Genomic DNA, 13,004 nt, shown 5'->3' with positions numbered 1-13,004 from the left:
GATGATTATTTTCTTAATTGATCAAGATATTCTCTTACAGCATTAAAACTTACCTTTTTGTCTTTGAAATAATCAACTGTTTGCTGTTTTTCAGTATCCGTAGCATTATAGCTATTCAATATATTTAGCAAATGCATTTTCATGTGCCCTTTCTGAATTCCTTTTGTGACCAATGTGGTTACTGCTCCAAAATTATTTGCCAATCCAGAAGTGGCTGCAATCATCATTAGTTCTTTTCCTCCCGGACGACCTAACAACTCCAAGCTTAATTTTGCCAATGGATGTAGTGATGTTAAACCGCCAACTGTTCCTATGGCCATCGGAGTTGTCAACATATATTTAAATCGACCATTCTCAATAGTAACATCAGTCAAACTTCTATATTTTCCATCTCTCGAAGCAAATGTATGTCCAGCTGCTTCAACTGCTCTGAAATCGTTTCCAGTTGCTAATACAACTGCATCAATTCCATTAAATATTCCTTTATTATGTGTAGTAGCTCTAAATGTATCAACTTTAGCAATTTTAATCGCTTGCTCAAACTTCATAACAAAGTCATCAACAGATTGCCCATCATCAAAAGGGCCCAAATCTTCTAGATCACATTCAACCCATGCTTGTACCAAACAATCTGGTGTATAATTCGATAATATGGACATGATAACCGTGCAGTCTTTGTCACTTCCTTCAAAATAGGGCATATTATAAAGAAAAGAGCGCAATGTCATGGCAAAATCCTCTAGACAGGAATTAATAAAATTAGCTCCCATTGAATCCACTGTTTCGAATGAAGCTTTAAGCTGGTAGTAGTCATCAATTTCATGGGTCATATCGACCAATTCAATATCTACTATTCCACCACCACGTGCTTCCATTTTAGCTGTTATTGGCTTGGCGTTTTTAATCATCCTTTGCTTCATTTCCTCAAAATGGAGTTGTAATTTTTCAAGATTACCCTTCCATGTAAAATGAACCTGACCAATTTTTACAGATGAAACTACTTTTGCATGAAAGCCACCTCTTGTCGACCAAAACTTAGCACTATTTGCTGCTGCTGCAACTACTGAGCTTTCTTCGATAACCATGGGCAGAATATAATTCTTACCATTGATGACAAAATTTGGCGCGATGCCATAGGGGAAATAGAAATTCGAAATAGTGTTTTCACTAAACTCGTCAAGTAATTTTTGAATTTCAGCGTCATTATGCCAAAATGATTTATACTCCTTTATGGTTTCGACTGGATTAGTAAAATTCTGTGCAATCAATTCAATTTTATCATTTTTTGTCTGTTTGGAGAAACCAGAAATTAGTTTTGACTTTGCCATTTTTACCATCTTTTAGTTTTACAAAAATACTTTTATTTGATTAAAAGCTTAAGTGATTCTACAAATCAATATTTCAAGCAAATGGGGTAAATCATAAAATTAGTTTATTGATGCTACTCGTTAACCTTAATATTGCTAATTTTACAACTTCGTTTTTATGTAAATATTGTTGATATACAATTAATAAATGAGTTCAAATACAGCCATTGTTTTTGGTTCAACAGGATTGGTTGGAACCGAGTTACTTAATTTGTTAATTGACGATAATTACTGGACTAAAGCCGAAGTATTTTTAAGACAAGCCTTACCCATCACTTCCCCAAAAATCATACAACATGTCACTAATTTTGACCAAATAGATAAATACGCACATCTAATTAAAGGTGACGTTATTTTTATTTGTTTGGGTACAACAATTAAAACCGCTGGAAGCCAGGATGCTTTTAGATATGTTGATTATGAATTGCCAGTAAAAGTAGCCACATTAGCTCATGAAAATGGTGTTAAACGACTTGTCCTGATTTCATCACTTGGGGCAAATTCGAATTCATCCAATTTCTACTTACGAACCAAGGGAGAAGTTGAAGAGAAAATAAAAACAATTGGATTTAGTCACTATTATTTTTTACGACCTTCTCTACTATTAGGAAGCAGGCGAGAAAAGAGATTTGGAGAAAAATTAGGTAAAGTTTTCATGCAAACATTTAAGATTGCTTTAAGAGGAAAACTTAGGAAATACAGAGGTGTACAGGCATCTGATGTGGCCAAAGCTATGAATTTAGTAATACAGAAAGGCTTAAATGAAAATATAATCGAATCCGAGAAGATTATTGAAATGACACAAATCTAAAAGCCCAATTGCCATTCTTCTTTCAATTCAACTAAATGAGGATTACTAATTGCTTTTTTCACTTGCATTAAAAGCCGTCCTTTATCTCGTCCCAATATTCCTTTCAATACCAGATAATTTGATGCATGATCAGATCTGAAAATTGAGCAATTCAAATCTGAATGCTCAAGAAACACCTCCATCTCCTGAATTAAATCAATTTTGGTCATCGATTCATAATCTCCATTGAAGTGTTCTGCATATTTTTTTTCTCCAGTAGGAAAACTTAATACAAGTGTTGAAACATATTCTGGTTGGATTTCATTAATGAGTTTTGCCGAATTAAGCGCATGTTGGAATGAATACTTTTTTCCACCTAAACCATTAATGACCATTAAAGAGAGTTTTATTCCTGCTTGTTTAGCTTTTAAAAGACTAATAAGTGTTGATTCATAGGTTTCGCCCTTATTTACTTTTTCTAATAATTCATCATCACCCGATTCAATTCCCACATACAGTAAATTCAATCCAGCCTCTTTAAGGGCTTTTAAATCTTCCTCTGATTTGGACAGAATATCTTTTGGTAAGGCATAGGCTGAGATTCTATGAACTTTGGGGAAATTTGCATGAATCTTATCAATAATTCGAAGGAGTTTGTCTGCCGACAGAACCATTGCATTGCCATCGGCAAAGAAAACTCTTCTAACGTCTGTATCATAAGTGGCCAGAAATTCTATTTCTTCCTCTATTTCTTCCTCTGTTCTTATCCTGAATTTTTTGGCCTTATACATTTCGCAAAATGCACATTTATTCCAGGAACAACCAATTGTCAGCTGTAAAATAAGGGAATTTGCCTCACTGGGAGGCCTATACAAAGGCATATCGTAGCCAAGATGTAAAAACCTCATAAAACTATTTTACAATTGGAATTACACTTAATAATTCCATGTTATCAAGATCGCTGTAGTTATACTGATACAAACCATCTGAGCCAATCATCATGGCTAAATTATTATAAGGAATAATATCAAATGCATTTATGGCAGGAAAATGTTTGATCATATTATTGCTGATTCGTGTTTTATCAGTTGCATCAAACACTTTAAGACCATCATCTCCATCACAAATAAAGAGCACATCATTATCAATGCCTAATCCGTAAGGGCCCGTCATAGAGTAACTTTTCACCAAATATGGGCTGGTAATATTGGCAATATTTACCACATCAAGCTGATTTGAATTACTGCTACCACAACCACTTCCTGCTCTAAGGGTTACATAGGCATAATCGCCTTCCACAACAACTGGATCACATGATCTAAAATGATCAAGCATAGATAAATAAGTTGGATTTGCAGGATTTCCCAAACTATAGATTAGCATTCCAGTTGTTGATCCAACAAACAAATTATCGTTATAAACAAATAAGGTTTCAATAATACGTGCTGTTTCTACAGACGCACCTTCCTGTGGTTCTGGAGTATTTGAAATATTAAAGACTTTGATATCCTCGGCATTGATAGTGTACAAATAATCAGAAAAAATAATAAAACGAGCCATTGAACCAGCTACCCCAACTGCATTTGGAACAAAATATGTTTTGGTTCCACTACCTGGGCTGTTAGCACTAAGTGCGTCTACTTCAGTAAATAACCAACGTGTACCTCCATAATAATAGTTTCCAGTAACATCAATTTTTTCAGTTATCTTTTCAATTTTCCAATCAATTACAACACCCTGATCATGATCTAAAGGTGCCACAGGAAAAGTTTCATCAAAAGGTGGCAAAGATGGTTCAAAAACATTTTCTAAGCGGGTTGTAACTTGTGGATTGTTGATATTACTAATATCAATGGCTAATAAGTCAATATAGCTATCAACATAAAGGATATTTCCTTTTATGGCAATATCAACATTACCAGGGATGCTAATAAATCCAATATTATTTGGAGCTGTGGGATCTGAATTATCTATTACGTGAATTCCTTTAAATAACTCATTGACATAGATTTTTCCTCCCTTAAAATATATTTTACCTGTGTTTTCCAGAGGCATTGGTGCTTCAAATGTTATTGCAGTTGCTCTGAATTCATCGTAATCCATGTATATGGGTACATTGGCTACATATGTGAATTTTTCTGTTGATTTGTCACAAGAATATGAGAATAATACAAGTGATAAAATAACTGCTAATTGTAGCGTGTTTTTCAATTTCAATATTTTCATGATTTGTAATTTTTAACTTATCTGACCATTAGATGAGAAGACAAATAAATTGGTTGCGCATTCATAAAATATTTTTACAAAAATATTGTTATTATAAACTTGAGTTCAGGATATAAGCAACCTTCTTGAAACTTATTACATCATTATTGAACAATAATACTCAAATTTGAATAATCTTTTAAACAGCCTCTTCATATGAACTGTAATATTATGTTGAAACGATTTTTTTTAGTCCTTATTTCTGTAGGATTTAGTATAGTACTAAGCGCACAATCAGATTTGGAAGATGTAGTTTATCTTAAAAACGGAGGACTTGTACGTGGTAAGATTATCGAATATTTCCCAGACAAACATGTTAAAATTGAAACTATAGGTGGAAATGTGTGGGTTTTTCAAGCAGATGAAATTCTGAAAATTGAAAAAGAAGAAACCTATATATTCAAAAAGAAGAAGCCAGTTGTGCTTCATGAGAAAGGATATTTCAATCATACTAACTTTGGTTTGCTCATTGGAAGTAATTCCTATTATTATTATAATCCTGTACGAGCCAGCATTTTCACCGTAAACGGATATCGATTTGCTAATCGATTTTCATTGGGATTGGGCTTCGGACCTGACTATACAGGACAAGCATCCTTTCCATTATTTGCTGACGCCAGATATGAATTTAGACAACAAAAGTTTACACCCATTGCTATTCTTCAAGGTGGATATACTTTTTTCGCTGATGGACGCAGCAACTCAGATTGGGAACATGACTACATAGGCGGTTATATGTTTAATGCCCTATTTGGAATTAAAAGCACATTTAGTAATAGCTCAGCTATAATTGTTACATTGGGCTACAGACGTCAGGAACAATTTTCAACGTATTTCAATCCCGATTTAAATGCAGATATTACACGAAGAGATGAAATTAACCGTTTTGCTATTCGTATAGGTTTTGAATTTCATTAATATGCATCTTTGCATCGATGTTTTTATATGACTTGTCTTGCATTACTTGATTTTTATCAATTTATAAGTAGCAGTTAAGGTAATTCAATAATGATCGCTTTTTTTCTCAAAAATAATTTGTAGGTTTGAACTAGTCAAATATATATGATTTTTTTTCGTTTGAAATTACCTACAGACAAATGAAAAAAAATCATGTAAAAGCGAAGCGATTCCGACTGAAAATATAAATTTTGAATTTTACTTTGAACAAAATTTATGTTTTTAACAGGAGAAATTTAAATATAAGTGATGATAACTTCCCGAACTGTTTATATTGGTAATCTGAGAACAGAAATGACTCATTTACAATCGGAAAGTGTGGTTATTACAGATGCACCTATTGACAATCAAGGTAAAGGCGAAAAGTTTTCCCCTACTGATTTAGTTGCCACTTCCCTATCCTCTTGTATGTTAACGATCATGGGAATTGCTGCAAATACGCATCATTTTAATATAGATGGCACGATAGCCGAAGTCACCAAAGTGATGGCTTCAAATCCAAGACGAATTAGTGAAATTCATATAAATCTCTCTTTTCCTCATAATAATTATTCTGAACGGGAGAAAAAACATATTAAACATGCAGCTTTCACCTGCCCTGTTTCTCAAAGTTTGCATCCTAATTTAAAACAAGTCATCACTTTTAATTACCCTGAAAATGAGTGAATTTAATATACCCATTGGAACCATAAATCAATCTGAAACGATTGTGAAACTGGAAGATACAGCCAGCCATTTTGGAAGTGGATTGGTTGAAGTTTTTGCGACACCTGCAATGGTTGCTTTTATGGAAAACACAGCCCATGTTTGTGTTCAGAAGTTTTTACCTGACACCCATGTTACTGTTGGTACCGAAATCAATGTGAAACATTTGAAAGCTACATTGGTAGAAAAATCGGTTAGTTGTAAAGCAGAACTCATAGAGCAAAAAGGCAATAAACTTATTTTTAACATTGCTTGCATGGAAGAGGATCAGCTTATTGGAACAGCCACTCATACGCGTCATATTGTAAATAAAGAAGAGTTTTTTGATAAAATATTATAGATATGTATTGTAAAGGATGTTATTTATTCATATTGCTATTTGCCTTGTTTTCATGTCAAGATAACAAACAGGCACAGGAAGAATTTATCGTAAATGAATGTGAAGATAATATGAATTCAGTAATTGAATCTGTTACTTTTCATTCATTGGACAGTTTGTTGATAACAGCTGAAATATATTGTAATAATAAAGAAGCTGAAGTATTTGTTCTTTGTCATCAGGCAGGATATTCTCGTGGAGAGTATACCGAAACTGCACAAAAGTTTTATGATTTAGGTTACAATTGCTTTGTTATCGATCAACGATCAGGTGATGAAGTTAATCAGGTCAAAAATATTACAGCAAAAAGAGCAAAATCCCAAGGTTTACCTACAGAATATCTGGATGCTGAACAAGACATAATTGCTGCTGTAAATTATGCAACACAGTTTTATGGTCGCAAAGTAATACTTGTCGGAAGCTCCTATTCTGCTTCTTTGGTATTGAAAATAGCAGCCGAAAATGAAAATGTTGCCAAAGTGATATCTTTTAGTCCCGGAGAATATTTTGGTGAACATCTTAAATTAAAAGAAAGTATTGCCAATTTAAACATACCCGTTTTTATCACTTCATCCAAAAAGGAAGCAGATGAAGCAAAAGCAATATTTGACGCGATACCATCAATTGAAAAAACTCAGTTTATTCCTGAGGGTGAAGGAGAGCACGGTTCAAAAGCATTATGGGCAGAAAAAAAGGACCATCAAGAGTATTGGGATGCTCTTCTGAAATTCTTAGCAGAATAATTTATGTCCTTTTCTAGATACAACATCCTACTTTCAATATTCGTAGTCATTGTATTTTCGTCTTGCAAAAGCACAAAAAACATTACAATTGAAACTTATGTACCTGGTAATATTGTAATCCCTGCTTACAAAACAGATTTGTTTGTTGCCTCCAATAATACTGAACTTGATACCTCAGTTTTATTAAAGTATATTGATTCCGATATACCAGCCGATAGTTTTGATACCAAACAAATAGCTGCCTTTGAATCGATTATTGGAATAAGCAGCTGCACCAATCTATACAGTCATTTTAAAAGTGTCAGGCCAATTAATGTAAAAAATGAACTAATTCATAATAATATTATTGATTGGTCTAGAATTGAAGAGCACGGAATTTCTAGAAGTGTGCTATTATTAGTGGTAGATTTAAAACAATATACCACAGAATTAGCACCTTATTATGAAAAAGAATATGAGTTAGATCAAGTTATTCTTCAAAAAAAATATGGAATCAAAATAAACTATCAAAACCAACTGTTGTTACTTAATCCTGAAAATAAAACGATACTTGATTCATTAACTTTTTTCCAATTTTATACACAGAAAACAGGCAGCGAAACAAAGAGTGAAGCAAGTGACTATTTAGCCGATTCATTAGACTATATAGCATCAGTTGCATATAATGACGCCTATGCTTATGCACAACAAATCATTCCCTCGTGGCATAAGGGAATACGGAAATTGTATTTTACTGGTAGTGAAAATATGCGTAAAGCATTTAAATATGCTAGCACGAATAAATGGCCAGACGCTATTGACATTTGGGATGCCATTTACAGAGGAAATAAAAATGATCAAATCGCTGCCAAAGCTGCCTATAACTTAGCAGTGGCTAACGAAGTTAATGGAGAACTCTGGAAAGCACGATTATGGGCAATCCGATCTTTTCGTAAACAGGAAAGTATCGAAACCAGTGAATATGCAAATTTGCTTTATGAACGCATACAGTATTATAAGCAATTTGAATAAACATCAGTTGTTTGTTAGTAAAATCATTCACAGTAAATAATACTCCTATCATTAATTATTAACTTTGTAACAGTTAAAATTCAAATGAATGATTGATCCAAAAATAAAAAAAATAGCTATTCTGACAGGTGGTGGCGATTGCCCTGGCTTGAATGCTGTTATCAGAGCTATAACAAAAACAGCTATTTTAAAACACAATCTAGAGCTTATTGGTTATCGTTTTGGTTATCGTGGGCTTTACTTAAACGATTTCATCAAGCTTGATATGGCTGCCGTTTCTGGCATTCAGCATATTGGTGGAACCATTTTATATAGCTCAAACAAAGACAATCTTTTTGATTATGAAGTCGAAGAAAATGGCAAAAAAATCAAAAAAGATATGTCACATGTCGCCATTGAAAATCTGAAAAAAGAAAGTGTTGACGTGCTTATCATAATTGGTGGTGATGGAACCTTAACATCTGCCCGTGATTTTGCACGTAAAGGTATTCGTGTTATTGGGGTGCCCAAAACCATCGACAATGATTTGGATTATACCGAGTATACATTTGGTTTTATGACTGCCATTAATATTGCCACGGAAGCTATTGATCGCTTGCATACTACAGCAGAATCTCATCATCGTATTATGATTTTAGAAGTCATGGGGCGAAATGCAGGATGGATTGCTTTACATTCAGGTATTGCAGGCACAGCTGATGTGATATTAATTCCAGAAATACCTTATGATATTAATAAAATAGCAGAAAAATTCAAAGACAGGGAGAAACGTGGAAAACTGTTTAGCATTGTTGTAATTGCTGAAGGAGCCAAAGCCATTGGTGGAGAAGCTGTTATTCATCGCATAGTTAAAGACAGTCCTGACCCTATTCGTTTAGGAGGTGTTGGATTCAAACTTGCCATGGATTTAGAGCCCATTGTGACTGATCATGAAATTCGCACCACAGTTCTAGGTCATATTCAGCGTGGTGGTTCACCATCTACATTCGACAGAATATTATCAACACGATATGGTGTTGCTGCTATTGAATTGATTGAAGAAAACCACTTTGGCAATATGGTTTGTCTTCAAAACGAAAAGATGACTCATGTGCATTTAGAAAACATTATTGGACGTCAGAAATTGGTTGATCCACAAGGAGAATTGGTTAAAATTGCCAGAAATGTTGGAATTTCATTTGGAGATTAAATTATGCTAAAATATACCAGATTACATATCATTACTCTGTCAATACTCTTGTTGGGTTTTATTGTGAAAGCTCAAGATAACGGACATGAAAAAGGAGAAATTATTGTTCACTTAGTAAGTGACTTTCCTGTTTCAGAATTATGTCATCAATTAGCTTTATTCAAAGATGAGGTTACGTCCATTCAGCCTGTAAAATGTCTTTCAAAAGATTTGAATATCCATCTGATACAATTCAATTATAACCTAATTGATGAAATTACTTTCTTTGAACATGTTTATGCTCACACGGGAGTAATTTCTGCTCAATTCAACCATAAAATAACAAAACGCTCCAACCCACCCAACGACTCGCTTTTTTACTTGCAGTGGCAATTGTATAATGATGGAAGCACAGGAGGAACGATTGATGCTGATATTGATGCAGATCAAGCTTGGGATACCACAACCGGTGGTTTAACAGCTTTGGGTGATACCATAGTTATTGCCGTGATTGATGATGGAATTGATGAAGCTCGCAAAGATTTTGGTGATAACATTTGGATAAATTATCATGAAATTCCTGCCAATGGAATTGATGATGACTTAAATGGATATATCGATGATTATTATGGATGGAACACCTATTACGATGATAATGATGTTTTTACTGGTGGCGGATATCATGGTACCTCTGTAGCTGGAATAATTGGAGCAAAAGGAAATAATACAAGTGGAGTTGCTGGTATCAATTGGAACACAAAATTGATGATAATTGTTGGTGGTGGAGATGAAGCAGATGCAATTACTTCCTACTCCTACGTTTTAGCCATGAGAAAACTATATAATTCAAGCAATGGAGCTAAAGGAGCTTATATTGTGGCGACCAATGCATCGTGGGGAATAGATTTTGGTAAAGCGGCAGATGCTCCAATATGGTGCTCTTTGTATGACAGTTTAGGTAAGCATGGTGTTCTAAATGTTGGCGCTACGGCTAATGCAGATCGAGACGTAGATGTGGAAGGCGATTTACCTTCTCAATGTCCCAGTAAATACTTAATTATTGCAACCAATACAGACAAAAATGACTTAAAAGTAAATGGTGCTGCCTATGGTAAAATTCATGTTGATTTGGGTTCTCCAGGTAAAAATGTGTTTACTACAGACGATACCAAATCGGATCCTGATGGATTTGATTATTTTGGTGGCACCTCGGCTGCTGCTCCTCAGGTTGCTGGAGTCATTGGGTTGCTTTATGCTGCAGCCTGCGAAAATTTGATGAAAACGGCCAAAACAAATCCAGACAGTGTTGCTTTTTTGATGCGTAAATTTTTATTAAATGGAACTGACTTAAAAGGAAGTCTGATTAATATTACCACCACACAAGGCAGATTGAATGCATATAATGCAATACTTGAGTCATCTAAGTTTTGTTATAATACATCAATTAATGAGCATCCAACAAGAGCAAACAGCCTGATAAAAAACATCTATCCTAATCCTGTAAAAGACAAACTTATTGTTGAGTTAAATAATCATCAAAATTCCTCTTTGGATATCAAAATCTATTCAATTTTTGGTAAAGAGTTACTAACCTTAGCAAATAGAAATTACAACCAACATCTGGATTTAAATCATTTAAGTTCAGGGTATTATATTCTTTCTGTTTTCAATCCTGAAAATAATCAATTTGAGCAAGTTGGTTTTTTGAAGCAATAGCTTTGCAAACTTTAGCTGTTCGCAGCTTCAAGCTACGAACAACAGGTTGAAACTGCACTACATAATAGAATCAATCTCCTGCAATTGAATTACTTTCAATTTATTTTTTGCAAGTCCTTTCAACTCTACATTTGGAATAAGCTGATCAAATTGCTCCTGATTAATAATTTCATGCTTGATCATTCTCTGTCCCACAACCTGATAATGAGATGCAAAATAATCGTGTAGCTTACCTTCTTTATTAAATGCATATTGAAATTTCTTAGGTCTTGGAATTATAGCAGCCATAAAAATCGATTCTGATAAACTTAACTCCTTCACATCTTTATTAAAATAAAACCATGATGCCTGACTGGCTCCATAAATACCTGGCCCCCATTCTATTATATTCAAATAAATTTCAAAAAGTCTATTCTTTGAAACTTGGCCATAATTTTCTAAAAGCCAGGTTATTATAATCTCTTCCAACTTTCTGCTTACAACCTTCTTATTGTCTAGATATAGGTTTTTAACCAATTGCTGCGATATGGTGCTTCCTCCTCTGACAAAGGCTCTCTCCTTGATATCATCAATTAGGGCTTCTTTAATTGCATCTAGAAGAAACCCTTTGTGGTAATAAAACAAGCCATCTTCTGAATACAAAACAGCTGCTTTTAATAAAGGACTAATTTCATCTAAGGTTTTAAAATGAGGATTTTGCGGATCAATAAGAATAGTAAAGGAATCGTGCAACGTATTTATAGGCCTATGTTCGAAATTATCTGATAAGCTAGTAAAATCAAGCTGACCAAAATCCTGTATCCTAAAATCCATTGTTTTTACTTCCGATTCCAAATGCAAGGAATCAGGCGTATTCCAAGGAAGGATAAACAAGAAATGATAATCAAAATTTCCTGAAGCTTGTACATGATTCAAATAAGTAAAACAATTTTCCGGTAACGATTGAATAAATTGATGAACATCCACTTTCTTTTCATTCAGCTCCAACTTTAATGTAAGTGGATCTAAATCTACCGTAAAAAAGGGATGAATTTCAATTTTGTTAAGTAGTATTCTAGACGATAATGATTCGAGCAAATTATTGCTGATCATTATTTCCTGATTAAATGCAAAAGCATCAAAAACAACAGGCTCTTGATTTAATCTTGAATAGTTAATTGATGCTTCTGTTTGATCCAAAGCCATAATGACTTTTAGCTTATCCCTTTTTATTTTAGTTAATGAAACATTAAAACTTAGTTTTTCCAAAAATAATTCTGCTTGATTTAGAAATGGAATCTCTAATTGTATAGCATCTTCTGAATAAACATCCATTGTAAAATCTCGCCTTGATGAAGATAGCTTACATCCGATATGATTAATGAGTGTATCCTGCTGATAAAAATACTTTAGTTCTGTTTCTATGGTTTGATTGTGCATATCAAATGCAAATAATTCAATTTGGCCATGAGGAAAATAATCTGATTCAATTTTGAGTGAATTAAAAATCACTGCATTCGGTAAATAATGGTTTAATCTGTCCATTAATTGGATCAGTGAATGATGTAATTGAAGAGATGACTTACTTATCTTTTCATCAGAATGAATTAACGTATCAGAAACACTATTCTTTACGAATATTTCAGCACAGTCAAAGCTTATTGTTTTCGGTTTAATCTGTGCTTTCAATAAAGATCTCAAATTCAATTCAATCCCTACACTATTGACAAAAAGAAGAGTATCCGATTCTTTATGAATATATAAATCATCCAAACTAAATCGACTTAGACCTTTGAGTTTTACCAAATCATATTGTATTTCAATATGGTGTTTTTCTTCCAGGCTTTCAATTTTTTTCTTCAGCTTTTGCTGAAAAATTATATTTTTTGTGAATAGCAGAACCAGGATTAGAACCAAGAGTATT

The 13,004-nt window shown here is 33.7% G+C and carries 12 protein-coding genes; 8 read left to right on the top strand and 4 right to left on the bottom strand.

Translation table 11 applies throughout. From position 1 onward, the window contains the following. Positions 1-5: 5 nt before the first annotated feature. Positions 6-1,328, bottom strand: coding sequence for a hydroxymethylglutaryl-CoA reductase, degradative (locus tag HOG71_17875; GenBank protein ID MBT5992719.1), 1,323 nt, complete (start codon positions 1,326-1,328; stop codon positions 6-8). A gap of 187 nt (positions 1,329-1,515) precedes the next feature. Between HOG71_17875 and HOG71_17870 the strand changes: the two genes are divergently transcribed. Beyond that, the gene (locus HOG71_17870) at positions 1,516-2,178 is read left to right on the top strand and encodes an NAD(P)H-binding protein (GenBank protein ID MBT5992718.1); all 663 of its coding nucleotides are present in this window, start codon (positions 1,516-1,518) and stop codon (positions 2,176-2,178) included. Here HOG71_17870 and HOG71_17865 read toward each other — a convergent pair. Both HOG71_17865 and HOG71_17860 read right to left on the bottom strand, forming a co-directional pair. Then, the gene (locus HOG71_17865; GenBank protein ID MBT5992717.1) at positions 2,175-3,065 is read right to left on the bottom strand and encodes a B12-binding domain-containing radical SAM protein; all 891 of its coding nucleotides are present in this window, start codon (positions 3,063-3,065) and stop codon (positions 2,175-2,177) included. The two genes, HOG71_17870 and HOG71_17865, sit on opposite strands and share 4 nt — an antisense overlap. A 4-nt stretch (positions 3,066-3,069) precedes the next feature. Then, positions 3,070-4,383 carry a hypothetical protein gene (locus tag HOG71_17860; GenBank protein MBT5992716.1) on the bottom strand — a complete coding sequence of 438 codons (1,314 nt, stop codon included), beginning with the start codon at positions 4,381-4,383 and terminating at the stop codon, positions 3,070-3,072. A 210-nt stretch (positions 4,384-4,593) separates the two neighbouring features. Here HOG71_17860 and HOG71_17855 point away from each other — a divergent pair, with 210 nt between their 5' ends. The 7 genes from HOG71_17855 to HOG71_17825 all read left to right on the top strand — a co-directional run bounded on the left by HOG71_17855 (position 4,594) and on the right by HOG71_17825 (position 11,101). Next, a complete protein-coding gene (locus HOG71_17855; GenBank protein MBT5992715.1) occupies positions 4,594-5,340 on the top strand; it encodes a hypothetical protein in 747 nt (248 codons plus the stop codon). 288 nt (positions 5,341-5,628) lie between these two features. Continuing rightward, positions 5,629-6,045, top strand: coding sequence for an OsmC family protein (locus tag HOG71_17850; protein MBT5992714.1), 417 nt, complete (start codon positions 5,629-5,631; stop codon positions 6,043-6,045). 7 nt (positions 6,046-6,052) lie between these two features. Next, a complete protein-coding gene (locus HOG71_17845) occupies positions 6,053-6,424 on the top strand; it encodes a thioesterase family protein (GenBank protein MBT5992713.1) in 372 nt (123 codons plus the stop codon). Between the two features lie 2 nt (positions 6,425-6,426). Further along, positions 6,427-7,206: a hypothetical protein gene (locus tag HOG71_17840; protein MBT5992712.1), complete on the top strand. Its 780-nt coding sequence runs from the start codon at positions 6,427-6,429 to the stop codon at positions 7,204-7,206. 3 nt (positions 7,207-7,209) lie between these two features. Next, positions 7,210-8,217, top strand: coding sequence for a hypothetical protein (locus tag HOG71_17835; protein MBT5992711.1), 1,008 nt, complete (start codon positions 7,210-7,212; stop codon positions 8,215-8,217). Between the two features lie 91 nt (positions 8,218-8,308). Beyond that, positions 8,309-9,406, top strand: a complete 1,098-nt coding sequence (locus tag HOG71_17830; protein MBT5992710.1) for a 6-phosphofructokinase — start codon at positions 8,309-8,311, stop codon at positions 9,404-9,406. 3 nt (positions 9,407-9,409) lie between these two features. Next, positions 9,410-11,101, top strand: a complete 1,692-nt coding sequence (locus tag HOG71_17825; GenBank protein ID MBT5992709.1) for a S8 family serine peptidase — start codon at positions 9,410-9,412, stop codon at positions 11,099-11,101. A 57-nt stretch (positions 11,102-11,158) separates the two neighbouring features. On the opposite strand, the gene HOG71_17820 is transcribed toward HOG71_17825, so the two are convergent. Continuing rightward, positions 11,159-13,004: transglycosylase domain-containing protein (locus HOG71_17820; protein ID MBT5992708.1), on the bottom strand; the 1,846-nt coding region annotated here is incomplete at its 5' end.

It is taken from the genome of Bacteroidota bacterium (assembly GCA_018698135.1).
In the GTDB taxonomy this organism is placed as follows: Bacteria; Bacteroidota; Bacteroidia; order CAILMK01; family JAAYUY01; genus JABINZ01.
Note: the sequence above shows the minus strand (reverse complement) of the source record. Positions and strands in the feature narration are given on the sequence as shown.

Coding starts and splice junctions, on each gene's coding strand:
- HOG71_17875 (MBT5992719.1), bottom strand. CDS start 1,328: ATGGCAAAGTCAAAACTAATTTCTGGTTTCTCCAAACAGACAAAAAAT.
- HOG71_17825 (MBT5992709.1), top strand. CDS start 9,410: ATGCTAAAATATACCAGATTACATATCATTACTCTGTCAATACTCTTG.
- HOG71_17835 (MBT5992711.1), top strand. CDS start 7,210: ATGTCCTTTTCTAGATACAACATCCTACTTTCAATATTCGTAGTCATT.
- HOG71_17850 (MBT5992714.1), top strand. CDS start 5,629: ATGATAACTTCCCGAACTGTTTATATTGGTAATCTGAGAACAGAAATG.
- HOG71_17840 (MBT5992712.1), top strand. CDS start 6,427: ATGTATTGTAAAGGATGTTATTTATTCATATTGCTATTTGCCTTGTTT.
- HOG71_17855 (MBT5992715.1), top strand. CDS start 4,594: ATGTTGAAACGATTTTTTTTAGTCCTTATTTCTGTAGGATTTAGTATA.
- HOG71_17865 (MBT5992717.1), bottom strand. CDS start 3,065: ATGAGGTTTTTACATCTTGGCTACGATATGCCTTTGTATAGGCCTCCC.
- HOG71_17870 (MBT5992718.1), top strand. CDS start 1,516: ATGAGTTCAAATACAGCCATTGTTTTTGGTTCAACAGGATTGGTTGGA.
- HOG71_17860 (MBT5992716.1), bottom strand. CDS start 4,383: ATGAAAATATTGAAATTGAAAAACACGCTACAATTAGCAGTTATTTTA.